This window comes from Zobellia galactanivorans, from assembly GCF_000973105.1.
GTDB lineage: Bacteria > Bacteroidota > Bacteroidia > Flavobacteriales > Flavobacteriaceae > Zobellia > Zobellia galactanivorans.
On sequence record NC_015844.1, the window covers coordinates 2,357,648 to 2,383,372 of the forward strand.

Below are 25,725 nucleotides of genomic sequence, written 5' to 3' on the forward strand. Positions count from 1 at the left end.
CTCGTCCAAGTAATTTCTTTCTCCGATTAAGGGTCAAAATCCCGACCTAATGCATTATTTGTTCGATGTAAAATCAATGAATTACGATTGTATCTATCTGATATTTAGTTTTTTACAACTCAACGAGTAAAGCGTACCACTTGTATTGTTTTTCTACTTGACCGTACAATGTGCCGTTCAGGTCTAAGCAAAACAAGAAACAATAAAATTCATTTAAGTTATGGTACGATTCAACACTTTACTTCTTATTGCAGTTACAGTTTTAATGACTTCATGTTCTTCTTCTACCACGGAAGAAGATGAACTTTACAAATCGGTTTCTTCTACCGCCCAAGAAGTAACGGTTTCCGATATAGAAAAAGAGGTACTGGATGTAGTAAATGAATATAGGGTCTCTATCGGGCTGAATGCATTGAAGTTTAGCCAGGTTGCTTACAGTTATGCAAATGCCCACAACACCTATATGATTTCGGAAGGTCAGATCAGCCATGATAATTTTGATATAAGGGCTTCTAAATTATCTGTAGATGCCAAGGCCGATTATGTTTCTGAAAACTTGGGTATGGATTTTACGAATGCCGAAGATATTCTTGAAGCATGGAAAAATAGCCCGATTCACAAGAAGGTTATGGAAGGTAATTTTGAATACACGGCGGTTAGTGTTACCGCTGACGAGAATGGGGTACTTTATTTTACCCAGCTGTTTTTTCTATAAGATAAAAAGTATAACATACACTTAAATGGACCAATATTAGGTTGGCCTCCTATTTCGCAGAAGTAGGGGGCATTTTTATGGCCTAAAATAAGGTGAAAAGGGGGTGGAAATGCGATGACTTCCTTCCAAATTATTGTTTTTCAGGGAATAATACGTGCGATTTAGGTTTTTTTTCCGCTCGATGAACTACATTATTGAATTAAAATATGCGAAAAGTTGTGCATTTCATCGAAAAAACATGCATTTCATGGAGTAAAAATAATAGCGTAGGCAATAACATTTAGTACAAGGGAGTTTTTTATAGGACCTAAACCAACATTCTTTACCTATGATACGTAAAACTACCTTAAGGCAAAACTTGCTGTTACTTTTCTCGTTTGTTTGCTTTTTTTCTTTTGCTCAAGATAGGGTTTATACTAGTGCTATTACTAGTGAAAACGAAGTAGATCTATCTAACAATGCTATAGGTACCGATTTAACAACCAATGCGACAATCAGGGCGAATTCTGGTATTGCTGTGGGAATTGGTGCTTATGACGGACATTTGGAACTCGCCTATCCGTCCACACTACCGGCGAATACTACCAGTTATTTAAAAATTGAGACCGAAGACAATTTGCTCTCCAGCCTATTGGGTGGCAGTCTAGGGAATTTACTATCCGATATAGTCGGGGTACTGCTTATAGGAAACCAAGAGTTTACTGTTGAGGCCCGTAATGTCAATACTACTGTCCTTCAATCGAATTCTGGAATTGTCGATGCTTTTGCGTCTGATGAGGCAAGGGTTGTTATTGATGAGGCAGGGACTTATTTTCTTGCCGTGACCCCAACAAGCGCCTATGACAGGGTCCGCTTGACCAACAGCGTCGGATCATTGATCGGATTGAGTCAAACCAGAGATCTCGATGTTTATGGCTCTTTTTATGGCGATGGAGATACCCCATGTGGAGCTCCTAGTTTTACTTCGTACAGTGGTAGCGGCATATCGTTGGACCTTCTCGACTTAGGAGGCGCAGGAGTGACCGACCCACATTTGGCCATTGATGGCGATAGCAATACCTTTTCTGAGTTAGGACTTGGAGTTATCGGTGTGGCAGCCAATATAGAACAGACCATCTATTTCAATAGCCCGGAAGATACAGATGATTATTACTATGTAGAGATTGCTATCGACCCTTCGCTATTACAATTGGATATTGCTGACTCCATTGAGGTAATCGGTCAGAACGGTGCGGCAACACCTGTCTATACAGAGAGTCTATCGAATTTATTGGATTTAGACCTGTTGGGTCTGTTACAGAGTGGTCAAACGGCCGTTATCGGCTTTGATCCTGCAAGCCCTATAGATCGGGTAACGGTGAGGTTATCATCCTTGGTCGGTGTCGGTATCGATCAGAATATTAAAATTTACGATGTGTACAGGGCTCCTGAAACACCTGTAATCACCGCTACCGCAGATGACCTAAATATCTGTGCGGGTTCGGCTACTAGCATAACTGCGGAAATTCAAAACACTACCAATACAGAGTTGAGATGGTACGATGCCGAACACAACGGAAACCTATTGGCAACCTTAAACTCGGGTGATGCGTTTACCACACCGGTCTTAAATTCAGACACGACCTATTATGTGGCCGCTGCCGAAATCGGTTGCGCCGAGGAATCTCCTCGAACCGAAGTTGAAGTAAATGTCGTTGCCATTCCGACTGCGGCCGATATTACGGTTCTGGGCAACGAAAACCCTGTTTGTTCTTCGAACACTGTAGTTCTTGTTCCTTCAAGTACGGTAAACGGAAGCTTTACTTGGTACCTTGATGGGACAAAGACCACCGAAATTACCGATGGAATGGTAGATGGTGGGGTTACTTATGAAATTGATTCCAATGGTGTTTTGACCGTAACCGGGCTGACCGAAGTGGGATCTCCGTACACGTATTTTGTGTCGGTGAAAGATGATTTGGCCGGTTGCGAGAATGTTTCTGGCGATTTGAAATCGGTAGAGGTCAATGTGGTAGATTTTTCAAAGACGGTATCTATTGATTCTGAAACTTTGATAAGCCTAGATAATCTCCTTGATATTTTTGATGGTACCAGTACGGTAGATGTAACCGGAACCGTATCGGGCGATGTTGTCGCAGGAGAACCTATTTCCTTGGCCGTAAACGGAAAGCTTTTTGATGGGGTTGTGGGAGCCGATTCATCGTTTAGCGTTGCAGTAGATGCACTCGATCTGGTATCCGACCTAGATAACACCCTTGAAGCCTTTTTGCAAGGTGTTCTTTGTAGTGTTTCCACTGAAATTTCGGTAGACCTTCCTGATTTAGTGATAGACGATGTGCTACAGGTTTTCTGTGCCTCTGATTTTGCTACCGTAGCGGATTTGCAGGTAGATCTTGACGATATCGTTTTCTTCGATGACCTCACGGCAGGATTGCAAATTGATGCCAATACACCCTTGGTCGACGGACAGGTTTATTTTGCGGGAATTTTAGATATTCCTACTTCTATACTGGCACGGGTACAGATTAGTGTTCAGATTATTGATGTTCCAACACCCACTACCGACGACACGGATCAAGTTTTCTGTGAAAGCGATAGTCCCATAGTAGGCGATATTCAAACCGACCAGACCAATGTAGTGTTCTACGACAGTGCTTCGGGCGGAAATGTTATCGATCCTTCCACCCCCATAGAAGATGGCCTTAGCTATTATGTTGCGGCGGTCGAAAATGGGTGCGAAAGCAGTCAGCGGTTGGTGGTTACCACGAGTTTGGTCGATGATGGTTCTACACCTATCACGTTGACCGGTGAATTCGAGGATGCCTGTCAAAACCGTTCGTATACCTATGTGACCAATGCCGATAAACAAAATTATGTTTGGGAGATTGTGGGAGGTACAATCATAGAGGGAGGAACTTCTACCGATGATTTTGCAACCGTAAGGTGGACCGAGTTGATCGATACCCAAATCAGCGTTTCCTATGTAGATGAATCGACATGTAGCCCCAATAAAATGCTTTCTCAAAATGTTGAGGTAGAGAGCTGTGGCGTGGTTATGGGAGAGGAATTCTGTCTTAAGGTTTTCAATGAGTTTTCCCCGAACAATGATGGTTTCAATGATTTCTTTACCATACAATGTATAGAAGATTACTCCAATACCTTGGAAGTCTATAACCGAAACGGAAACCTTGTCTACAAAGCCAAGGATTATCGAAATACTTGGAACGGGCTAGCAAATGTCAAAGGCGTTTTGAGCAGTGGAGATCATTTGCCTTCAGGAACGTATTACTATTCCATTACGATTCCTGAGCTGGAAAGAAACCTCGTCGGTTGGCTGCAATTGGCTAGATAACACGCTTTTCTTTAACTATTCACACCAAACCTTTACCTATTATGAAAGCACTTTGTACTACTATAAAGATAGTTATGGTCTGCTATCTCGCATTTAAAATGAGCGTGGCCTACGGTCAACAACCTCCGCAGTACACTCAATATATGTATAATACAGCCGTATTGAATTCGGGCTACTCGGCCAGCGGTACGCTAGAGGCAACTCTTTTGCATCGTTCGCAGTGGGTCGGCATAGACGGCGCCCCCGAAACCCAGTCCCTTTCGGTACAGGGGAAATTACGCGAACGTATCGCCCTTGGGCTTACGGCTATTAACGATAATATCGGGGCCGCAAACGACCTTGATATCAATGGAACCTTTGCGTATGAGATACCAACGGGGTATACCACCAAGCTATCGCTGGGCGTCAATGCCGGGATCGATGTCCTAAAAGTCGACTGGTCCAAAGGGATTTACCAAGACGGCCTAGACCCCGTATTTGCAGAAAACGTAAATAAAATCCGACCGGTGTTCGGTGCCGGCGCCTATTTCTATAGCAGCAACTGGTATGTTGGCCTGTCTACCCACAATTTTTTGAACTCGCAAATCTACAACGATGACGAAGTAGAGGTAACGGACCGAAAAAGTCAGTATTACTTGATGGCGGGTTATGTTCTAGATCTATCCGATAACTTGAAGTTCAAGCCGGCCATTCTGACAAAGCATGTGGCGGGAGCACCTATAACCGTAGATGTGTCGGGTAATTTTCTGATCAAGGAAACATTGGCCTTGGGCTTGGCTTATCGGTATAACGATGCCATCAGTGCCTTGGCCGGTCTGCACATTTCTAAAAGCTTCTTTCTCGGATATGCGTATGATTATTCTACGACCGGTTTAAAAAGCTATAACGATGGTTCGCACGAAATCATTCTCAAATACAATCTGTTCAATGCCCAAAAAAGGGCTCTGTCACCTAGATTCTTCTAAAAACCGACAATCATGAAAAAAATAGTACTATACATATTTATGGGTACATGCCTTATGGTTACTGCTCAGAGCAAGGAAGAAAGAGCCAATTCTTATTTTGAGGATTTTAAGTTCGATAAGGCCATTGAGCTGTACAGTGATTTGGCGGCTGAAAAAAAGAGGCCTTCCCTTGATGTCATACAACGCCTGGCCGATAGCTATTTCAATATGAATAGGTATCAAGAAGCCGTAAAATGGTATGAAAAACTCTACCTGATCAAAGGTAAGGACGTCGGAGAAGGCAATATTATTAAACTGGTGCAAAGCCTCAAGGCGAGCATGCAAATCGATAGGGCCGATGAATTGCTCAGGGAGTTCTATACCGATGAGAAGCGATTGAACATGATGTTGGCTCAGAAAAAACACTTGGACAGTACTCTCACACAAAAAGAGAAATACGAGGTGGTCAACCAAGCTTTTAATAGTGCTAAATCTGATTTTGGCCCTATGTTTTTTAACGATGGGTTGATCTTTGCCTCGGCGCGCGACACTATCAAGTCCAATGGGGAACTATACCCTTGGAACAAACAACCTTATTTGGATCTATATATAACCCGCCCTAGCGATGCGAGTTATGTACCCGAAAAATATCTGGAAAACCTTGAGTCGTCTTACCATGACGCTACGCTGACCTTTTCTTGGGATGGCCAAACCGTGTATTTTACCCGAAACTATCTCAAAAAGAAGAATAAACTCAGCGCCAACGAAGAGGGCTTGTCGAACATGCAGATCTTAAGGGGGACCATAAGCAATAACGAGCTTATAAATGTAACCTCATTGAGCTTTAACAGTAAAGACTACTCTTGCGGACATCCGGCTTTGAGCCCAGATGGCAGACACCTATATTTTACATCGAACATGCCCGGAGGCTATGGTGAAAGTGATATTTACGTAGTAGACCTTAACAATGACGGAGAGGTACTTTCCGATCCCATGAACCTCGGTCCTGCGATCAATACCCGTGGTAGGGAAATGTTTCCCTTTATCAATGGAGATGTCCTGTATTTTTCATCCGATAGCCATTACGGCTTAGGAGGTTTGGATATTTTTGGGTCGGTAATTTCTTCAAAGACCGATTATTCCCTGCCCCTGAACCTAGGAAAACCCTTGAACAGCAATATGGATGATTTTTCATTCATAAGGGAAGATGAAAAAGGCAACGGATATTTTGCTTCCAACCGAGCGGGAGGTAAGGGCGATGATGATATTTATCGCTTTGAAAAAGTAAAGGCTACCGATTGTCTTGAATATTCCGGTTATGTGTTGAACCAACAAACGGGTCAACCGATCGCCGAAGCCAATATAGAACTTAAAAATACGGTCGATGAACTTATTGTCGTTCACAGAACCGATGCCTTGGGGTATTTCAATATTACCCTTCCCTGTAACAAGAAAAATACGATTGTCTTTTCAAAGGCGGGCTATTCTAAGGAAACGATAGTAATAGAAACGGGTGAAAACCCTGAAGCGCCATCTGTCGATAATAAAATTTACCTAACACCCTTTGATAGCTTGGTAGAGAAAGAGGGCGACGTAGAGAAAATCAGGGTGAACCCGATTTATTTTGAATACGACAAATCTGATATCACCGCCCGGGCGGAAATTGAATTGGACAAGGTACTCTTTGCCATGGAGAAATTCCCCGACATCAAGATCAAGATCGAGTCCCATACCGATTCCAGGGGTACCGATAAATACAATTTGGAATTATCGGACGATCGTGCCAAATCAACAAGACGCTACCTCCTTTCAAAAGGTATCGATGCGGACAGAATTGAAAGTGCCAATGGATACGGTGAATACCGTTTGAAAAATGAATGTTCCAATGGCGTAAAATGTAGCGACCAGAAACATTTGGAAAACCGTCGGTCTAATTTTATTATCGTTTCCAAGAAGGCCGATGAGAAACCTTATGCCAAAAAATAAGATGAAAATAACACCTCCGGATAGCTCTTTTATTATTTCGTGGGCTTGGAATTTTATTTGAGCATTCGGATTTCTGCGTTAGATTGTTGGAATCTTTGTCTTAGGGAGCCAAATTTTCCAACATTTCTTTCGTAGTGTTTTCAAGATCGAAACGGGCTTGCCAGCCCCAATCGGTACGGGCTTTTGAATCGTCAATGCTACTGGGCCATGAATCGGCGATCGCCTGGCGAAAATCGGGCTTATACGATATTTTGAAATCCTTGATGTGCTTTTTAATTTGCTCCGCAATTTGAGCAGGGGTAAAGCTCATGGCCGCTAAATTGTATGAAGCGCGCACCTTTACGTTTTCCTTATCGACTTCCATGAGTTGTAGTGTGGCCCTTATGGCATCGTCCATAAACATCATGGGCAATTCGGTATCTTCCTTTAAAAAACAGGTATATGTACCTTCCGACAAGGCCTTATGGTAAATTTCCACCGCATAATCGGTGGTACCTCCTCCGGGCATGGTCTTCCAACTGATAAGTCCGGGATAACGTATACTTCGTACATCGACCCCAAATTTATGATGGTAGTATTCACACCAGCGTTCACCTGATTGTTTGCTAATGCCGTATACGGTACTGGGTTCCATTATGGTGCTTTGTAAGGTATGTTCCTTTGGGGTATTCGGTCCGAAAACGGCAATACTTGAAGGCCAGAATATTTTGTCAACTTTCTTCTCCTTACCTAAGTTGAGTACGTTAAAAAGCGAATTCATGTTCAGGTTCCAGGCGCGCATCGGAAATTTTTCCGCGGTGGCGCTCAACATGGCCGCCATCAAGTAGACCTCGCTGATTTCGTAATAGGCCACAATTTCTTCAAGGGCGTCGTAATCGGTAGCGTCCAAAACCTCGAAAGGCCCAGAATCCATAAGGTTTTCGCTTCCCTCGCGAATGTCACTGGCAATCACGTTTTCCTTACCGTGTTTGTCACGAAGGGCCAATGTGAGCTCTGTGCCTATTTGACCACAAGCACCTATGATTAGAATGGATTTTTGCATTAATGTGGCGTTAAATGAGTTGTGTAATAAAGATAGCGTTTCTTAAAATTTGTACATTCGCTTTATGAAAAGAATCTTCTTTTTTAGTGCGATGCTGGTTTTGTTTCTTTCCTGCAAGGAAGAGAAACAGGAATCGACGGCTGAGAATACCGAAAGCTATGAGATAAATACCGAAAACTGGGATAAAAAGCTAGCGGTTAAACCTAAGGCCGAAGCCATTCTGAAGGATTGGGCGGAGTTTGCCGCACTCGAAACTAGTTTTGATGCGCTCTATACGGTGGCCAACCGTGACGACCTGAACTTGGTGATCGAGAACCTTGTGGCCAAACAAAATGAGTTGGAAGAATCTACCTATCCCGAAGCGTTCAATATTCCACAGGTAAAAAGTCGACAAAAGGTATTCAAGACCTACGCGCTAAAAGTAAAGGGCGATTTGTTTTATAGAACCGATCCAGAGGAATCGGTTGTTCAAATGATTGAAGCCTACAACGCTTTTAGAAACCAGTTCAATGTGGTCGTAAACAATACCTTGGATACCGATTTGATTTTAGACCTCTAAAAAAAAGCGACTTACACAAGAGTTGGGTAAGCCGCATTTTATTTGAATCGGGAAGATAGGTCAATTAGAAATTTGCCTTGACCAAGTAAAGTGAACTGGCATCTATATCGGTACTGCCCGGAAGTATTTTCTGTTCTATAACGCCATCCCCATCATTGTCGGAAACGGTAAAATCATCATCGTTTATAAAACCAAGCGTATTGTCGTCAACAAGCCAGATACCTTCTAGTTTGTCGTGGCGATATCCGAATTCGGCTACCAAATCAACTACAAGTTCTTTCTGAACGGGCACAATGTTTGCCTCGGCCAATTCTTCGGCTGTAGATTGTTCAATGGTTTTGTCTCCGACCATTAGACCGAGTTCATTTTTTGGGTTGCTACCACTTATATCGGTGGCCCCTGCCAAGTTGATTTTGTAAATATGTTTTTGTGCGGCACCTGCTCCTGCAAATTTGCCGTCACGTTCAACCACTAAAAACTCGGTGTTGGAGATTGCCGTAATTTCAGAGTTTGAAAGATTGGCCGTTTCTTGAACATACACGTACTGTCTGGTGTAGCCTGTTTCCAAGTCGAATGTTACGATACGGGTAATATTCGATTGTATTTTTTCAGGATTGTACATGGTCGATTGCATAATGCCTACCAAAGTCTTTTCATCTGGAGTAACGGCAAGACCTTCCATTCCTCTGTTCGCCCTTCTTTTGGCAAAGACAGCAGGCAGTTTTCGGTCGCCCGTATCTTCGTTTACACCTATTGGGGATATCCTTTCCAATTGAACGCCATTGGCATTATAATGGACAATATGTGGCCCGTATTCGTCGGAGACCCAAAACGTGCCGTCTTTTAGGGCAACGATACCTTCGGAATCTAATCCGAAATCATCGAAGGCAATGGCATTTCCATCGGCATCGTAAGGAATTTCCCCCGTGGCTCCTTTTCCTTCCGGATTGGGTATTCCTGAAATTAACTGGCCGGAAGGGTCTTTTAAAAGAATTTCCTCCAACAGTTCGATTTTTCCAGATTCGGTTACCCTATAATGGCCGATACGGGGGGTATATGAGGCTACTGGAAATTTTTTTCCATCCAAATAATCGGTATTCGGTCCGCGGTCGGTTATAGCGTAGAATTCGTTGCCTTTGGTAGGGTGGGAGGTAGCTCCGGAACCGAAACCTCCGTTTCTAATTTCGACCGTATTGTTTATAGTGGATAGAACGCTGTAGGGTAGTGGGTATTGGGTGTTTGTTTCAAGGACTTCCACCGGGGATACTTCAACTGGCGTGGTGGGTCCGCCACCTATAAAGTCGTCAATGTGGTCACAAGAATTTAGTAGGCATAGGCCTACCATGAAAATCAATAGTTTTTTCATCGTAAAGTTGGATTTAAGGTTATTTAAATTGCCCTTAAAGTTCCAATATTCGATGCAGGCTAATGTTAAGCCAGAATAAACAGATGGTTATAAAAAAGCGCCGCACACTGCAAATTGCAATACGCGGCACAAGATAAGGTTATATAAAAGTTACTCCTTTTTATCTTCCTCTGCAGGTGAGTTTCTTCTAGATTCAAGAGCCTGCTTGCTCAAACTGGCCAAATTGAAATTTGGGTCCAAGGCAAGGGCTTCGTCGATTTTTGCTATGGCAGCGTCTATGTTGTCTTTGTTGTTGTCAAATATGGTAAGCGCCTTTAAATGTAAAAAGGCCGCTTTTAAAGGTACCTCATAAGGTTGTTGTCTTTCATAAAAGGCATATTTCATATCGTCTTTGGCATTTGCTATGCCGTAATCGATATTGATGGTAGCAGAGGCAAGGTCGCCAGTTTGGATTTTAAGATCGGCCAGTTCATAGGCCAAGTAAGGGTTTGGGGTTCTCTTGAAAAGTTCCTCAAACTGCTCTAGGGCACGCTTGGGTTGGTTGAGGGCCTTTAGTGATATGGCCTTCACTTGTACGGCCATGTCAGAATCGGAAGCCTCTTTTTCAATACCGATGGTATTCAAGGCCTGCATATGTTGATTGTTGTTCGCATACACAAAGGCCAAGGTGTCTTTGCGCTCCTTAGAGGGCGAAATCACATTCAGATGGGTTAGCGCGTTGATTACCCCGTTTACATCACCCTGGAGCCGCATTTCATTATAAAAGGCCTCATAGTGTTTCTGTAAGTCGCTTTTCGTTTGTGCTGTTGCTGAAAAACCGATGCTCAAAAGCAAAACGGCGATAATCTTCTTCATGTTTCCTTATTTATTGTTCTTTAATTTTTCTTCAGGTGGGCAAAATTAAGAATATTATCGGTATGTAGCTGTGAATAAAAGCATAATGGAGTTTTGGGCATCAAAAAAGGCGCCGTTTAGGCACCTTTTTTGATATAGTTTTACATGTTGTACTACGCAACCAACGAAAGCTCGTTGTTTCGGTACGATTTTAAAAGCATGGCGTAAAAAGCAATACTTTTTGGCTCTTGATCTATACATGACCCCAAGAAGTCGTATAGATGCTTATACCACAGGTTGGTCGACAATGTTGGAATACTAAGATTCACTTTTTTCGGATCATAATCATTGTCATCCATGACGATGTCCATTTCAACCCTCCGTCTATGGTAATCGATAGACACATGAACTGCGTTGTAGTGGTGTTTTAATAGCGCTACATGCAGGTCTTTCATTTTTTGGGGAACTTTTTGCTTGGTACAGCTCGAAGCGATCAGATTTTTGATTTCAATCAAAATCTGGCTTCTTAAACCTGAATTTTCCATGGCAAATAGTTTTAATTTAGGCTCCAAAGTTAGTCTTAAATCGACGAAATGCAGGGTGCGTTAACAACTATTGGCCGAGTTTGTTGTGAAACGTGCCAGAGCTGTTGTGAAACGAATCTACAACGTTGTCGTAAATTTGAATTTCTTAACATTTGTAAGGGTTCGCGAGTGAATTAGCTTTCCTTTTTCGTTTGTATTGCTGTCATATTCAGGTGGTTGAATTTTGTTTTGGAGTGCTTGTAAGGTATAGTACTCAATTTTTGTAGGGTGATACGGGAAGACGGCATTGAACAATTCCGACCACCAATTTTTCGTAACTATTTGAACGATGATTTCTATGCAATCGTTTAAATGGATGAGGTTGATAGGGGCCTTGCCGTTCTTTAAGTTTTTTCGTTTGGAAAGCATGGTGACCGGATGCCTATTTGGCCCGATCAAACCTCCGAACCTGATGACCGTGGTCTTGAATTCTTCCTCGTTTTGAAACAGCCGTTCGCACTCCAAGAGCTGTCGGCCCGATTCGGTGGAAGGTTGGGGAGGGGTCTTTTCGGTTACTTCACCATCTATATCGCCATATACCGAGGTGCTGCTCACGAAAATAACATTTTTGATGGTCGAGGCTATGATGGCATCGCGTACCAACTTCATTTTTTGAACGTAGTTTTCGCTATTGCCGCCCCGAAGTTTAGGGGGGACGTTCAAGATGAGCGTATCGGCATCGCTTAAAAACGAATGGATGTCCCCGGTGATTGCGGTCTCGGAAAGAGAAATCTGAAAAGCCTCGATTCCTTGGCCGGATAAGGCGTCGAGCTTGCTTTCCGAAGTGGTGCTTCCCTTTACGCGATACCCTTTAGTTATAAAGGTTTTGGCCAAGGGCAGGCCGAGCCAGCCGCAGCCCATAATGGCTATGGTATTATTCAAATTTGATTGTTTTTGTGGTTATGATGGCGTCATTGAGTACAAAGGGCATAGGGATACTGTTTTCGGGCCGTTCCGGTACTTCAAAGAGCGGGTGGGTCAGAAGGTCGTTTGACGCTTCGTAAAATGTAAGCTCGAGAACACTGTCTTTTGGGATGGTGATTTCAAGTTCGGTATAGGCGTCGTCAGTGATGTAATGGGTAACCAGCTTTGTCGATTTCCGTTGGTTGAGATAAAAAGGGGATAGCTCAAGTTGATTGACCTTTACCTTTTTTAAATTCGTGGTTTTGGTAAAAACATCAAGCCGGTTTACGTGGCGTTGCGGGGTAACGCATAGTATTAGCTTTCGGTCGTTTCCGATGAGCGTGTCTTTTAAGGTTTCTATGTTCGGGCCTTCGATAGTTTTCAAAGGGGCATTTGTAGACCGCGTGAATACGGTGTTGTACTTACTGCCGATGGTATGTTGGTTCAGCTTTTCGATACTGTTGTTGCCTTCCCCTAAAAAAGTTTGGTTCCACGTAATGGGTACTTGGTCGTAACTGGCCCATTGGGCCGTTTGGCTATCCGTATCTAGAATGTAGACCAGACTGCTCGGTTTACCGTTTTCGGTATTGAAGCCTGAGTGTATATGGGCGTAGGCCATGGCACCGATAAAAACGAGCAGTGCCAAATAAGCCCATTTCTTTTTATGTCGGTACCTAGCAAATAGCGGTAGCAAGAGAAAGAAGGTAAGCGTGACCAATAAGGTACAGCCGACCAACATCTTAAGGCCTAGTCCCACAGGGAAACCTTTGACCAAGGGGGTGTACAGCCATAGGGCCGGTAAACTTAAAAACAGCAAGGGCAGCACATCGGGAGCCTTTTGGTTTATGCCTACATAGCTCGCGGCAAGAAGGGCGAATACGGGTATGGTAAAAAAGCTTGCCCCTGGTAAATACTGGGCCATAAGCCCACAGATTATCAACCATAGCACTAAAGGGGCCACGAGCAAATCGGCCGTTGTTAACTTCTTGAACTTATGATAAATGCCAAAACAAATGGCTATGGCAAGACAGGCAAAGGCAAAAATATAGGCGTAGCCGTTATACGTAAAGCCGTGCAGCATGTCCTTGTATTCGGGGTAGGCCCATTTTAACGCGGGCCAACTGAAATACCCGACGAGGCCATTGGTAATAACGGAAAGAAGCAAGGGGACAAAACCGGCAAAAACTCCCTTCAGTGTCAAGGCCCCTTTTCTAAACCCATATATTAGAAGACCAATAAAGGAAAGAATGGCCAATAGGAACATGGGCCAAATCCAATCAAAGGGATAGGAAACAACACCGAAAAGGGGCATGTTAAAGTAAACGTAGTCATTGGGACTTTGCAGTTGGCTGAGGTCGGTTTGGCTAAAATGCTCTAGTAAGGGGGCTAGGTAACTACCTTGGTGGGCCAATGTTTTTTTGTCCAGGCGTTCGTAGGCATCTTGGGCGGTGTGATAATCAAAGTGATCGTCGATAAAGGCAAAGTTGAACCCTTGGATATCGCGGTCTTCCCTAAAAACGGTCAGATCGGTATCGTTCGGAAGCATTTTATAGATGCTGTAATATAGGGAGTTTGCCATGGGGTATTTGGGGTTGGCCTTGATAAACTCACGTATTAAATGTTGGTTGCCCCTATTGGTTTCAATAAAGGTATAGCTTGGCCCTCCGCTTCCCCTGGCCTCGAAATTGAGTACAAGGCCCACATCTTTGGCCCATTCGTGCCGGTTGACGAAGAGGTCGGCTCCGTTCAAACCCAGTTCTTCCCCATCGGTGAACAATATGATGATGTCGTTTTTGGGTTTTTGCTTTTCCGATAGAAAGGCGCGTAGCCCTTCTAGAATGGTTGCCACGCCGCTACCGGCATCACTGGCGCCCAAAGCGGAGTGTGGATGGCTGTCATAGTGCGAAAGTAGAAGTAAGGCCTTACCGTTCTCGGTTCCCTTTATTCTGGCGATAATGTTTTCGGGTTTGCTCATGTTCCCCCAGTCGCCGACCGCATAATCGGTTTGCAGGGAAGTTTGCAATCCCATTTTTTCCAATTCGGAAACGATGTAGTCCTGGACCTTTTTATGCCCGGGAAAACCCACGGCATGGGGCTCTTGGGATAGTTTTTTTACGTGTTTTAATGCGCGATCGGTAGAAAAGGCCGATGCCGCTGTGGAACTATCTTCTTGGTAAACCGGCATTGAAGTGTGAAACCCCCAATAGATGGCGGCGACCAGAAGTAGAAAGGAGAGGGTGGCGGGGAATTTTCTCATTTGTTAAAGTTCTCAATTTTAAATATAAAATTCTAGTCGAATCCGGTTTTTTTGAAAAGGGCGGATTTTTTTAAATTGGTATTATTTTATATAAATTAAGAATAATCTAATAGGTAATACGTCGAATAACTGAATATTTTATTAAAAAATTCATTATCTTTAGTAATTAACCTAATCTGCCGCTAGGCAATAAAAACTATACTATATGGGAATAAAAAGTTTTCAAGGCCCTCGGGCAAAAGTCGATGTCAAGAAAGAGTATGACGCGCCCATATTGGTTTCAGACTACATGACCAAGAAACTGGTGACATTTAAGCCTGATCAGTCTATTCTAGAGGTTATGGAGCTGTTTACCAAGCACAACATCTCGGGTGGTCCCGTCATGGATGACAATGGTTTTTTGGTTGGCATTATCTCAGAGGCCGACTGTATGAAGCAGATTTCCGAAAGTCGGTATTTCAACCAGCCTATTCTAGACAAAAGTGTAGAGAAGTTTATGACGAAGGAAGTTGAGACAATTCCCCATGATATCTCAATTTTTGACGCCGCAAGCATCTTTGATAAGCACAATAGAAGAAGGCTTCCGGTTATGAAAGACGGTATTTTGGTCGGTCAGATTAGCCGCAAGGACATTGTTATTGCCGCTCTGAAATTAACAGGCCACAATTGGTAATGTCACGTTCTCCCCAAACGCATAGCCAATAGATGAACACGAGTGCTTTCCTATGGAAAGCATTTTTTTTGTGCTAGTATGGCCCCGAAGTACTTATTCCCGCTTTACGATCATATAGACATCGTTGTCGAGTGGTAGGTAGCCCAAGTCGTACACAAAGTAGTAGACCGTGCCTTTTTTGGTAGTGTAGAGGTTGGTGATAAAATCGAAATCGAAGCCCTTGTCCAACAACTTTGCCTTGGTGGTAGTGGTCTTGCCGTCTTTTAGGGGGAAGCTATCTAAAATCCGGTAGTTCTTTCGCAAGCGGTTGTTCGTATTGCGAATGAGGTTGTTAGCGTCTTTGTTCGCCTTGTTGTGGTAGGCGTTTCGGCAATAGTCGGAACAGAATTTTTTGTCGATACGGCCTATAATTTCCCGGCCACAATCCAAACACTTTTTTTTCACCTTATTCTTTTTTAAAGTTAAAGGTTACCTCCTCGGCGGAACCATCTTCGTCGCCGATTTGGGCGTAAATATTGATTTCGTCATTACTTACCTTTTCGAAGGTAAATCCTTCAAAATACACGCGCTTACCGTCTACTTTTACCAATTTGAACGATTGCACTTCGTCTTTCTCTTCCCATCCCTTTAAATCACCGTGAAAATGCTTGAGTTCATATACTAGGGTGTTGTCGAGCTCGCGAATGTGTCCCAGTTCATAAAAACCAACTTGGCCGTCGGATACCAGCTTAAAGGAAAACATCATGGAACCTCCCGATGGAGGGCCCCATATTTCTTCGGTAATACCCCCAAAGGCTTCGCCCGACCAATGGCCTTGCATCCAAGAAATATCTTTTAACGTGGCCTTCGGCGACGCGGCCCCTTCCGGAAGTGCCGTAGTGTTTTGGGCATGTGCGGCCGATACAACAAAAAATAAAGCACAAATAAAATAGCGCATGGTCTATAGGTTTACGGAGTTGTAAGATACATAATTATCCGTTTTTAAACGCATTCAAAAATTAAGGCTCTATTGATAAGTCATATTTGTTTAAGAGGCCAATAAGACCCTCTTTTGAGAAGCGGGCTTTTTTGATATTGTTTTTTTCAGGGTCTATATTAAAGTTGATGGCCGTTCTAAAATCGGCCTTTTCCAGGTCGGTGCGTTCGAAAATGGCATTTTCTAGGTCGCATGAGTCGAAAATGGCATTTTTGAGAAGGGCCTCGGTAAAGTCCGTTTGAATCATTTTACAGTCGACAAATTGTTGCTTTGTTAAAGTGAGTCCGTAGAAAGAGGAATAGTTGAGCGTGCAATCGTTAAAACCAAAACCGATGAGAAAGGTATTGCAATCTTCAAATTTGAGTCCCATCATTTTGCAATGGGAGAAGGATACTTCCTTAAAAGTGGTATGGCGAATGTTGGCATTGCTGAGGTTACAGTCGATAAACTCACATTCCATAAAATTTTGGTTGTCGAGGTAGGCATCTGAAAAATCGCAACCTTCAAAAGTGCAGTTTTCGTAATCCCCTTTGGGCAGTTTGTTTTTGGTCAGGTCGCTTCCCTTAAAGGTTTGGTCGGCAATAAAGGGTTTATCCATAATCAGGTCAATTGATGTGCAATTTCTTGAAATGCCTTTGAATATCCTAAAAAAAGCATGGTTTCGTCTTAAACCGTATCAATCGATGCGTTCAACCTCACTCTCGAGCTTCAATACATCACTGCCCTCTTCCTGTTTGATTAAGAGGGCTTTATTGTCGGCCGAGCCGTTGCGGGTAATTTCATGATTTTCGATTTTTCGGGTGACCGATTCCGAATATGTGTCTTCCACTTTTCCTTGGGCCTGTCCCGAACCCCATTTCCACTTTACCTGTGTTCCTTTTCTGATCATAGTGTCCGTAATGATGTTTTTCTTAAGAAAAGAAATGGATGGCACATTAAAGGAAGCGATAGGGGGAAATGCTGACCCAATCGAGAAACGGTACGTAGCAATTCGGCTATGGCGCTTAGGTTCAAAATTCTAGGGATATAGGTAAAGGGATGACAGCGGTCGATTATGACAAAAAATGGGCCTGCCTTATTTACCCCCTTTTTTAAACCTCATTTTCCACCTCAAATATTTTGTAGTTGTAGTTCTTTGGGTCAGAAACTATTTAACTCAATAATTATGAAAAAAACCAACCCTAAATTTAAGACATTCATACATGGCAAGACTTTGCTCTGTATGATGTTGTTTTTGACAAGTTTGGCCGTTATGGGCCAAAATTCGGTGAGCGGAACCGTTTCCGATAGCAATGGACCTTTGCCGGGGGCCAATGTAATTGTAAAAGGAACCAATAACGGTGCCCAAGCTGATTTCGATGGAAACTATGCCTTGGACAATGTTGCCGACGATGCCTCTTTGGTGTTCAGTTATGTGGGGTTCAAGACGAAGGAAGTTGCCTTGAACGGACAAACGGTCATCAATGTAACCTTGGAAGAAGATGCAGAGTCTTTGGAGGAGGTTGTAGTAGTGGGTTACGGAACCCAAAAGAAAAGTGATTTGACCGGCGCGGTAGCAGTGGTAAAGGGAGAAAAGGTAAATATTGCGCCTACCCCAAGTTTGACGCAGAATCTATCGGGAAAATTACCAGGGGTCATTACTCGACAGGAAACGGGCAAGCCTGGTGCCGATGGAGGGGAATTTTTGATTCGAGGTAAAAGTACCTTCGGAAACAACAGTGCACTTATTTTAGTCGATGGAGTGGAGCGTAGTATTGATCGGCTCGACCCGAACGCCATAGAGAGTATAACCATATTGAAAGATGCCGCTTCGGCCGCCATTTATGGGGCACGTGCAGCCAACGGTGTGGTCTTGGTAACGACAAAGCGCGGTGCCTTGGGTGCACCGAGCATAAGTTATAACAGTTCCTTTGGTTTTCAATCTGCGGTACAGGTACCCGAAATGCTCAACGCGGGCGAATTTGCCGAGTATTTTAATGAAGCCAGTTTGAACAGTGGCGATAACCCGGCTTTTACAGGTGAACAAGTACAGCAATACCAAAACGGAACTTTGCCCAGTACCGATTGGTGGGGAGAGGTAATCCGTAAATCGGCACCGATCCAACAACAAGGTATTACCGTAAGTGGGGGTGGCGAAAGGGTCAGGTATTTTACAAGTTTAGGTATGCTCGATCAAAAAGGGTTGTATGAAACCTCTTCTTTTAAAAGGTATAATGTAAGGGCCAACGTAGACATTGATTTAACTGACCGGTTTACCCTCGGAATCGATTTGGCGGGAAGAAAAGAGAAAATAAGCGATTCAAGTAATTCTCCCTTTAATTCACTATTGAATTCCCAACCGACCTCGCCGGCGTATGTGCCCGATAGTGTCGAACCAGGTGGATTAGGCTATAATGGTGTGAATATCAATCCTATTGGCGAGGCGATATATTCAGGGTATAAAAGGACCAATTGGAACGTGTTCCAAGGTAATTTTAAATTGAAATACGATATCCCCATTGAGGGATTGACCACTACTTTCAAGTACAATTATGACCATTCTTTTAAAAACGAAAAGGAGTTTAAGGAGCCTTATACCTTCTACGTATCGGATCCGGTCAATAATATCTATACCCCATTCAATAGCATTTCGAACATTACGTTGACCGAGGGCTATGATGAAATCGTGCAAGAGACCACCCAGTTTTTTGTGAATTATGACAGGGCGTTTGGGAAGCATAATTTAGGGGCCCTGTTCGTTTATGAGAAGGTGGACAACGAAAGGAAAAATATAGAAGCAGGCCGCCAAGGTTTTGTTTCGCCCTCTATTGACCAGTTATTTGCCGGTGGGGCAACGGGCCAGATTTCTGACGGAACGGCCTCTGAAAGCGCAAGACAAGGTTATATTGGACGTGTAACATACAGCTATGCGGACAAATATTTGTTTCAGGCCAATGTAAGGCATGATGGGTCTTATAACTTCCCAAAAGATAAAAGATGGGGTACGTTCCCTGCTTTCTCTGTGGGTTGGAAGATTTCGGAAGAAGGATTTTTATCGGGTGTGGATGCCATAGAGACCCTAAAGCTTAGGGCTTCATGGGGTAAGTTCGGTAACGATAGGGTAGGGCCGTTTCAATTCTTGTCGGGCTATACCTTTAACTCAGGGTCCGTCATCGGAACTTCGGGGGCGTATAAGCCCGGTATTCAAGATACGGGCATTCCCAACCCGAACATCACATGGGAAACGGCAACGGCCAAAAACCTTGGTTTGGATTTTAGCCTTTGGAAAGGCCGTCTCTCGGGTGAATTCGATATTTTCAGTAAGCGAACCAAAGACATCTTGATTGCCCGAAATGCTTCCATTCCAAAAAGCTTTGGTGCCAGTTTGCCCAAAGAAAACCTCGGTATTGTAGATAACAAAGGTTTTGAATTGGCCTTGACCTACAAGGGGCGCATCGGTGAGAATTTTAAGTTTGAGCTGTCGCCCAATATGACCAAGGCCACCAGTGAGGTCATCTTTATCGATGAGCCCGAAGACGTTGAGGATAGAATACGAAAAACAGGCCGACCCTTTGATCAATTGTACGGATATACTTCCGAAGGCCTCTTTAAATCACAGGAAGAAATAGATGGATGGGCCGACCAAGATGGTCAAGGCAATGCCTCGCTTAAAACCGGTGATATCAAGTACAAAGACATCAACAACGATGATGTTATTGATGGTTTTGATGTCCAACAAATTGGAAAGAGTGTTATTCCAGAAATCGTATATGGCCTAAACCTATCCATGTCTTACAAGAACCTTGATTTGAACGCCAGTTTTCAGGGCGCTACCGATTATAACAGCTATGCCTATATCGGTGCTTTTAGCCTAGGGTCGAATGCCATTCGCGAAAGGGTTTTGGATTCGTACAGGGAAGGAAACGAGAATGCGACCTTCCCTCGGGCCTATTTCAATACACCCCCGAATAATGAGCGTACCTCTACTTTCTGGATGATCGATGGATCGTATTTAAAGTTGAGAAATGTAGAAGTAGGTTACAATTTGCCCGATGCCGTAATGGATAAATTGGGAATTGATTCGATTCGTTTCTTTGTTTCCGGAAACAATCTCTTGACTTTTTCAAAATATGACTTCTATGATCCGGAACGACCTTTGGAGGAAAGTGGCAATTCCCTCTACTATCCCCAGTTACGACGGGTAAACCTTGGTTTTAGTGTAAACTTTTAAAATTAAAAAAATGAAAAGGATAAAAATATATATGTCCCTGGTCGTGATTTTTGCATTTGCAATTTCATGTGAAGACGGATTTTTAGAAAGAGAACCCTTAGATATTATTAGTGAAGACGTGGTCTATAATGACCAAGGTTATGTAGAATCTGTTCTGTATCGATTGTATAATTATATGCCCGTAGGTTTCCCGGGAAGGGGGCAGGACAATCAGCCTGGAAACAATGCCTATGGTTTTTCTTCCATCTTGGATAACAATACCGATATAGCCATGACCAAAAGTGCTTGGATCGAAACGTGGAAGGTGATTCGTCCCGGTTTGATGGATGCTACCAATAACCCTTTGGACAACTGGGAAACCCTGTACAAAGGAATATACTTGGCGAATACCATTCTGGCCAATATTAAAGATAGCGAGTTGGATGATGAGGTCAAGGCCAGGGTTACGGCAGAGGCCCGTTTTGTAAAGGCGTTTCAATATTTCGACCTGGCCCGAAGATATGGGGCCGTTCCCTTGATCAAAGAGTTGCAATCGATCGATGATGAACTATTGTTGCCCAGAACCCCGGTAGATGAGATTTACGAGTATATCGATCAAGAGTTTACCGCTGCCGCCGCCGATTTGCCATCGGTATCGGAACTTCCCGATTCTGAAATCGGAAGGGCCACAAAAGAGGCCGCATGGGCTTTTAACGGAAGGGCCCAACTGTTTGCCAAAAATTATGGGCGTTCCGCAGAGTTGTCGAAGGCCGTGATTGATGGGAACGGGTACACCCTGTCTTCAGATTACGAAGGTTTGTTTCAAACCTATGGTGGAGATCCAGAGGTTATTTTTGAGGTGCTTTTCAACGGTACCGACAAAGGCCATTCGATGGATAAGGTAATGCTGCCGTTCAGTTATAGGGCCGATTGGGGTTCGCAATGTAACCCTACGCAAGAGTTTGTAGATAGCTATGAAATGGCCAATGGTCTGCCGATTACGGATCCGGCATCTGGGTATAATCCCTTAAAGCCTTACGAAGGAAGGGACTCAAGGTTCTACGCTACCATATTGTATCAAGGAGCCGATTTTATGGGCAGGAAAATGGATTTGCTTTTTCCCGATGGGGTAGATGCGCCTTTGCGTACCGGCCTACATACCATAACCGGCTACTACATCAGAAAATTTATGGATCAAAGTGCGCCTTTTGGAGTTGATTTTGGACAAAGCAAGCAAAGTTGGATAGAGATGAGGTTGGCAGAGGTATTGCTGAACTATGCCGAAGCACAGAATGAGGTAGCAGGTCCAGATGCGTCGGTCTATGACGCCATCAACAGGGTGCGTACAAGAGCGGGTCAGCCCGACTTGCCCGCAGGACTCTCAAAAGCCGATATGTTCGATAGGATCGTACATGAGCGCAAAATTGAATTGGCCTTGGAGGGTCACCGTTTTTGGGACCTTAAACGATGGGGCATGGGCGTAGAAGTATTGAACAATAAAATCTTTACGGGAATGAAGGTACTGGATGTCGACCCTGTAACTGGGGAAATGGAACTAGAGCCTTTTCCAGTTGACAACAGGCCTGTTACCATCTACTCTGAGAAGTTTGATCTGTTCCCGGTTCCTCAGGCCGAAATTGAAAAGAATCCTAATTTACTTCCGCAGAACCCTGGTTACTAGGGGACAGTTTATAGTGAGTTGCATGTTAGTTGAGTTGAAAGGGTTACGGAATATTTCCGTAGCCCTTTTATTGTACTCGAAGTTTTGGCGTTATTCCAGCATTAGGTTTTGAAACTTCTCGAGAAACTGCGCTACGTGATACCCGTCTACCAAGGCGTGGTGTACATGAACGGAAACAGGCATAAACAGTCGATCGCCGTCGGCAGTCATTTTCCCAAAAGTAATCTTCGGACAGCTATCGGGCCGGGCATAGTGGCGGGCGTGTGAGATCGAAGTAAAATCCACCCAAGGAATGGCCGAGCAGTGCACTACATTCTCTCCCGATTCTTCAGGCGGCATGAGCCGGTCTGAATTCCGAACCTTTTCTATGGCCGGTAGGGCCAGGGCAAGAAAATCTTTAAAGTCCTCGCGATATTTTACATGCGAAAAGCCAAAAGCACCATTTTTTTTGTTGATGGTCGGCGAGGCATTAATGGTCTCGTACTCGTACAACTTGCCATCGACGATCCGGTACCTGAATTCAAGCGTTCTGTTTACGGCAACCAATGATTTGTGCAAGTAGGATAGAAAAAAGGAATGACCATTAGCCTTTGCGGCCTTATAGGTTTCCGTGCAATCTAATTTGGTGGCAATACCGTGAAAGGGCTCGTCAAATTTTGAAAAGAACTCAAAGTGGTCTTTCCTGTTCCAAGTTTCGATATTGATTTCTTTACGCATACTACGTTTTTAAGGAAGGGATTTGGTTTGTCCGTGAAAAATACGCAATGCCGGGGGAAACCGCATAAAGAGATGCTTTTTTTTTGGTTGGGACCAGAAATGGGGAGTCTGGGAGAAATGGTTATTTTTTCTTCCTGATGTTAACCTTTGCTGCTGTTTGGGTATGAAGTAGTACAACAAACAGATAAAATTGAAATATGAAAACTACTGTAAAGATTTTGACTAGTATGGTAATGGTATTTACGATTGCATTGGCCTCATGTTCCAAAGATGGTGTGGATGGTGATGCCGGAGCACAAGGGGAAACAGGTCTTCAAGGACCCCAAGGGGAACAAGGCCCAAAAGGGGATAAGGGAGACCAAGGCGAACCAGGGACTGTCAATGTAATGTATAGTGACTGGCTGGACCAAGACTTTAATTTTAGCGATGAGGCAAGCTACAAATCAATGAGAGTTATAGAAGCTAAACTGACTCAAGATTTTTTAAATAATGGCGGTATTGTATTGGGCTTTTACAGAAGTTCGAATAATGCGGTATACCAATTGCCCCTTGTTTTTGATCATGCGAGCTTTGCCATACGTCGTGATTTTGTGGCCATCCATTTTTCTGATTACGGAGAGGTTCGGTTTGATGTAAATTCTATAGACGATACGGATCTTTCGGAGCATGAGCTTACAGGCTCATCCATTGCCGAACCGCAGTACAGATATGTCATGATTCCCGGTGGGGTGAGTCTCTCAGGGCGTTCTTCTCGACCGAATTTTGAAAAGATGTCGTATGAAGAGATCGCGGCGTATTTTGATTTAGAGGATTAAAGGACCGGGCCATACGCTTTAGGCTTTGGTATGGAATTCTATACGGTTTTGAAGTACTTACTTTTTAAGTCTTTTGTTTTTAGCACATCGCAGCCCAAAACAAAAGTTCTGTAGGCGGGCCTTTCTGGTCCGAAATAGGGAATCTCATCTTGAATGAATTCAATATCTCGTTTTCTTAGTTCTTCGGATAATTCGATTTTCTCTTCCTTTGAAGTTGTCATTCCGATACAATGGGTTTTCGCCCATTTGTCCGATTGAATTTGATCAAAGGCATAGGCGATCAACTCCTTTTCCGTATTGAAAATTTTGATGTTTTCTTTGATTCCGCGTTCGGTGTAATACCAAATGAATTCGCCCTTGATTTTATCGATTCCGAACCCTTCGAGAATTGCGTTTCCGTTTATGGAATAACTATTAAAATTATAGCAATGCCGCTTCATCCAGGTTTCTAGCTCTATTTCTGTTTGGGGAATCATTTGGGGCAATTTTAAAAAAATGGGGGAGTCCATCCTAGGTAAGCCAAAAAGCTTTGGTAAGGTGGGTCTTGGCGTATGGGGCGATACGGGACTTATTTGAATTCTTTTAATTCGTTTTTGACCATTTTTTCAAGTCGTTTCATTTCGTCTTTGGAATTATACAGTTCTATAAAAAAAGATTCGCCATTTATTTCGGAACCTACATGAAGTGCAAAGATAAGTTCATCCTTAACGATAAGCCCCAGCTTTTGGCGGGTTCTCATGCCAATGCTAGATAGGTTTTGTATTTCGGACCGCCCTTTTGGGTTTAATGTAAAAGATAGTCCGCACTGTTTTTCGGATGCTTTAAAATATTTCTGCTCCAGACATATTCGTTTAACCTTGTCAAAATTACCGATAGGTAACCAAGGTCTTTTTTGAATAAAATAGTATTCGTTAGGCTTATCTTTTAGAACCCTTTTAACGCCTGCGGAGTCGTTTAATAGATATATGCCCGATGGTAAAGTCCCTGGTTCCGTTTTCGGTTTCTCTTGCGATAGGTGCATTGTACCGTAGCCTATAGCGGACAAAAAAAGAACGATGGATAAGGTCTTTATAAAAATGCTCATTACGTAGGGGCTGAAAGTTTTGGATTTTTTGCAATGGTTAAATGCTACAAGGTCATCTTTCAAGAGTGCGGTTAGTTTTTTCTTTCTTTATCCCTTTGTCATCTTGATGATCTAAAAATCAGGAAAACCTTGTAATCTCTTGTGTTTTGCCTCTCGGTTTGTTAGAGGCAGAATCACTTTGCGGTATGGGTCTGGGTCCCGAGCTGCTTTTTGGTTCTAAAATCGATATCCAATGCGGAGGTGTAAGTTCGCGGCGGCGTCTCCTTCGTTTTCAGAAAATCCGGCACTTTTTGCGAAAGAATAGCGGTAACCAATTCCAATACCGGCTTCGTAGTTCAAATGATTTCCGATATTTCTTCGAATTCCCCAAGTGGGTATTATTGTCAGCTGGTTAATAACATTAATGTTTTCGTAATTCGATATAACGAACCAATCGGGCAAAAAACTGGTTTTTAAGGAAACAAAATTACCTGCATTATCTGCCGTATTTTTAGTTTTTGAAGCTCGTTTCTTTAAGTTGTAATACCACCTTGGTTCAACCGAAATGGTGGGAATCAGTAAATATCCTGTTCCATCGTCATAAAAAACGCTGCCTCCGAAAAAACCGGCATCGAGCCCCACTTCACTTCTCAAGGCAAATAGGTCACTTAACTTACTTTCGTTGTGAAACCAGAGTCCTAAAACCCCTGTTTGTATCCCATATGTCGATTTTTCAACGGTTGCGTCTTGGCATTGGGCGGAAAAGGCCAAGGCAAATAATGTCAGGAACAAAAAAGTTTTTTTCATAAATTCTGTTTGTTTTAGGGTGAAGCTTATAGCTCAATTTCTTTTAGTCACCAAATCTTTGGGGTTTGCTGGGCTCGCAAACATACACGGGCCATTAGTTTGTCACATACCACCCTAATTTGTTATTAGGGTGTTGACAAATATATTGTTCCGGATGTTGTTTTTGGGTAACATCAATTTATAGTCTTACTAGATGAAACCAAAACTACTAAATTTAAACTCTCAATAGCCCCAAACCCTATTTGCCCGTCTCGGTCTGAAT

At 43.3% G+C, this 25,725-nt stretch carries 23 protein-coding genes; 9 read left to right on the forward strand and 14 right to left on the reverse strand.

Features of this window, described 5'->3' with window-relative positions; translation table 11 throughout:
* Positions 1–220 precede the first annotated feature (220 nt).
* The 4 genes from ZOBGAL_RS09535 (at position 221) to ZOBGAL_RS09550 (ending at position 6,997) form a co-directional block, all read left to right on the forward strand.
* Entirely contained in the window at positions 221–715 is a 495-nt protein-coding gene (locus ZOBGAL_RS09535; RefSeq protein ID WP_013993379.1) for a CAP domain-containing protein, read from the forward strand.
* A gap of 328 nt (positions 716–1,043) precedes the next feature.
* On the forward strand, positions 1,044–4,067 hold the full coding sequence (locus ZOBGAL_RS09540) for a T9SS C-terminal target domain-containing protein (RefSeq protein ID WP_013993380.1): 3,024 nt from the start codon (positions 1,044–1,046) through the stop codon (positions 4,065–4,067).
* Positions 4,068–4,108: 41 nt separating this feature from the next.
* The gene (locus tag ZOBGAL_RS09545; protein ID WP_013993381.1) at positions 4,109–5,032 is read left to right on the forward strand and encodes a PorP/SprF family type IX secretion system membrane protein; all 924 of its coding nucleotides are present in this window, start codon (positions 4,109–4,111) and stop codon (positions 5,030–5,032) included.
* Positions 5,033–5,044: 12 nt separating this feature from the next.
* The gene (locus ZOBGAL_RS09550) at positions 5,045–6,997 is read left to right on the forward strand and encodes an OmpA family protein (RefSeq protein ID WP_013993382.1); all 1,953 of its coding nucleotides are present in this window, start codon (positions 5,045–5,047) and stop codon (positions 6,995–6,997) included.
* A gap of 100 nt (positions 6,998–7,097) precedes the next feature.
* Here the strand turns inward: ZOBGAL_RS09550 and ZOBGAL_RS09555 are convergent, their stop codons facing one another.
* The gene (locus ZOBGAL_RS09555; RefSeq protein ID WP_013993383.1) at positions 7,098–8,039 is read right to left on the reverse strand and encodes an NAD-dependent epimerase/dehydratase family protein; all 942 of its coding nucleotides are present in this window, start codon (positions 8,037–8,039) and stop codon (positions 7,098–7,100) included.
* A 64-nt stretch (positions 8,040–8,103) separates the two neighbouring features.
* Between ZOBGAL_RS09555 and ZOBGAL_RS09560 the strand changes: the two genes are divergently transcribed.
* Positions 8,104–8,598 carry a hypothetical protein gene (locus tag ZOBGAL_RS09560; protein ID WP_013993384.1) on the forward strand — a complete coding sequence of 165 codons (495 nt, stop codon included), beginning with the start codon at positions 8,104–8,106 and terminating at the stop codon, positions 8,596–8,598.
* Between the two features lie 64 nt (positions 8,599–8,662).
* Here ZOBGAL_RS09560 and ZOBGAL_RS09565 read toward each other — a convergent pair whose 3' ends face one another.
* The 5 genes from ZOBGAL_RS09565 to ZOBGAL_RS09585 all read right to left on the reverse strand — a co-directional run bounded on the left by ZOBGAL_RS09565 (position 8,663) and on the right by ZOBGAL_RS09585 (position 14,542).
* Positions 8,663–9,964 carry an esterase-like activity of phytase family protein gene (locus tag ZOBGAL_RS09565; RefSeq protein ID WP_013993385.1) on the reverse strand — a complete coding sequence of 434 codons (1,302 nt, stop codon included), beginning with the start codon at positions 9,962–9,964 and terminating at the stop codon, positions 8,663–8,665.
* 150 nt (positions 9,965–10,114) lie between these two features.
* Entirely contained in the window at positions 10,115–10,819 is a 705-nt protein-coding gene (locus ZOBGAL_RS09570; protein ID WP_013993386.1) for a hypothetical protein, read from the reverse strand.
* A gap of 152 nt (positions 10,820–10,971) precedes the next feature.
* A complete protein-coding gene (locus ZOBGAL_RS09575) occupies positions 10,972–11,343 on the reverse strand; it encodes a hypothetical protein (RefSeq protein WP_046287436.1) in 372 nt (123 codons plus the stop codon).
* A gap of 117 nt (positions 11,344–11,460) precedes the next feature.
* Positions 11,461–12,264: an SDR family oxidoreductase gene (locus tag ZOBGAL_RS09580; protein WP_013993388.1), complete on the reverse strand. Its 804-nt coding sequence runs from the start codon at positions 12,262–12,264 to the stop codon at positions 11,461–11,463.
* Positions 12,257–14,542 (reverse strand): M20/M25/M40 family metallo-hydrolase, encoded by a 2,286-nt coding sequence (locus tag ZOBGAL_RS09585; RefSeq protein ID WP_013993389.1) that lies wholly within the window; start codon positions 14,540–14,542, stop codon positions 12,257–12,259. Before ZOBGAL_RS09585 ends, ZOBGAL_RS09580 begins: the two co-directional genes overlap by 8 nt.
* A 205-nt stretch (positions 14,543–14,747) precedes the next feature.
* On the opposite strand from ZOBGAL_RS09585, the gene ZOBGAL_RS09590 reads away from it, so the two are divergent.
* Entirely contained in the window at positions 14,748–15,215 is a 468-nt protein-coding gene (locus ZOBGAL_RS09590) for a CBS domain-containing protein (RefSeq protein ID WP_013993390.1), read from the forward strand.
* 93 nt (positions 15,216–15,308) lie between these two features.
* Here the strand turns inward: ZOBGAL_RS09590 and ZOBGAL_RS09595 are convergent, their stop codons facing one another.
* The 4 genes from ZOBGAL_RS09595 to ZOBGAL_RS09610 all read right to left on the reverse strand — a co-directional run bounded on the left by ZOBGAL_RS09595 (position 15,309) and on the right by ZOBGAL_RS09610 (position 17,080).
* Complete coding sequence (locus tag ZOBGAL_RS09595) at positions 15,309–15,659, reverse strand: hypothetical protein (protein ID WP_013993391.1); 351 nt, start codon at positions 15,657–15,659, stop codon at positions 15,309–15,311.
* A 1-nt stretch (position 15,660) separates the two neighbouring features.
* Positions 15,661–16,152: a DUF6265 family protein gene (locus tag ZOBGAL_RS09600; protein ID WP_013993392.1), complete on the reverse strand. Its 492-nt coding sequence runs from the start codon at positions 16,150–16,152 to the stop codon at positions 15,661–15,663.
* 61 nt (positions 16,153–16,213) lie between these two features.
* A complete protein-coding gene (locus tag ZOBGAL_RS09605; protein WP_013993393.1) occupies positions 16,214–16,789 on the reverse strand; it encodes a pentapeptide repeat-containing protein in 576 nt (191 codons plus the stop codon).
* 78 nt (positions 16,790–16,867) lie between these two features.
* Positions 16,868–17,080 carry a hypervirulence associated TUDOR domain-containing protein gene (locus ZOBGAL_RS09610; protein ID WP_013993394.1) on the reverse strand — a complete coding sequence of 71 codons (213 nt, stop codon included), beginning with the start codon at positions 17,078–17,080 and terminating at the stop codon, positions 16,868–16,870.
* 276 nt (positions 17,081–17,356) lie between these two features.
* Between ZOBGAL_RS09610 and ZOBGAL_RS09615 the strand changes: the two genes are divergently transcribed.
* Both ZOBGAL_RS09615 and ZOBGAL_RS09620 read left to right on the forward strand, forming a co-directional pair.
* Positions 17,357–20,401 carry a SusC/RagA family TonB-linked outer membrane protein gene (locus ZOBGAL_RS09615; RefSeq protein WP_013993396.1) on the forward strand — a complete coding sequence of 1,015 codons (3,045 nt, stop codon included), beginning with the start codon at positions 17,357–17,359 and terminating at the stop codon, positions 20,399–20,401.
* A 10-nt stretch (positions 20,402–20,411) separates the two neighbouring features.
* Positions 20,412–22,061, forward strand: a complete 1,650-nt coding sequence (locus ZOBGAL_RS09620; RefSeq protein WP_013993397.1) for a RagB/SusD family nutrient uptake outer membrane protein — start codon at positions 20,412–20,414, stop codon at positions 22,059–22,061.
* A 90-nt stretch (positions 22,062–22,151) separates the two neighbouring features.
* On the opposite strand, the gene ZOBGAL_RS09625 is transcribed toward ZOBGAL_RS09620, so the two are convergent.
* The gene (locus ZOBGAL_RS09625; RefSeq protein WP_013993398.1) at positions 22,152–22,778 is read right to left on the reverse strand and encodes a chloramphenicol acetyltransferase; all 627 of its coding nucleotides are present in this window, start codon (positions 22,776–22,778) and stop codon (positions 22,152–22,154) included.
* Positions 22,779–22,975: 197 nt separating this feature from the next.
* Here ZOBGAL_RS09625 and ZOBGAL_RS22675 point away from each other — a divergent pair, with 197 nt between their 5' ends.
* The gene (locus ZOBGAL_RS22675) at positions 22,976–23,593 is read left to right on the forward strand and encodes a collagen-like triple helix repeat-containing protein (protein ID WP_013993399.1); all 618 of its coding nucleotides are present in this window, start codon (positions 22,976–22,978) and stop codon (positions 23,591–23,593) included.
* A gap of 38 nt (positions 23,594–23,631) precedes the next feature.
* Here ZOBGAL_RS22675 and ZOBGAL_RS09635 read toward each other — a convergent pair whose 3' ends face one another.
* The 3 genes from ZOBGAL_RS09635 to ZOBGAL_RS09645 all read right to left on the reverse strand — a co-directional run bounded on the left by ZOBGAL_RS09635 (position 23,632) and on the right by ZOBGAL_RS09645 (position 25,463).
* On the reverse strand, positions 23,632–24,069 hold the full coding sequence (locus ZOBGAL_RS09635; RefSeq protein WP_046287848.1) for a hypothetical protein: 438 nt from the start codon (positions 24,067–24,069) through the stop codon (positions 23,632–23,634).
* Between the two features lie 92 nt (positions 24,070–24,161).
* Positions 24,162–24,677 carry a hypothetical protein gene (locus ZOBGAL_RS09640; RefSeq protein ID WP_013993401.1) on the reverse strand — a complete coding sequence of 172 codons (516 nt, stop codon included), beginning with the start codon at positions 24,675–24,677 and terminating at the stop codon, positions 24,162–24,164.
* 216 nt (positions 24,678–24,893) lie between these two features.
* On the reverse strand, positions 24,894–25,463 hold the full coding sequence (locus ZOBGAL_RS09645) for a hypothetical protein (RefSeq protein WP_013993402.1): 570 nt from the start codon (positions 25,461–25,463) through the stop codon (positions 24,894–24,896).
* Positions 25,464–25,725 lie beyond the last annotated feature (262 nt).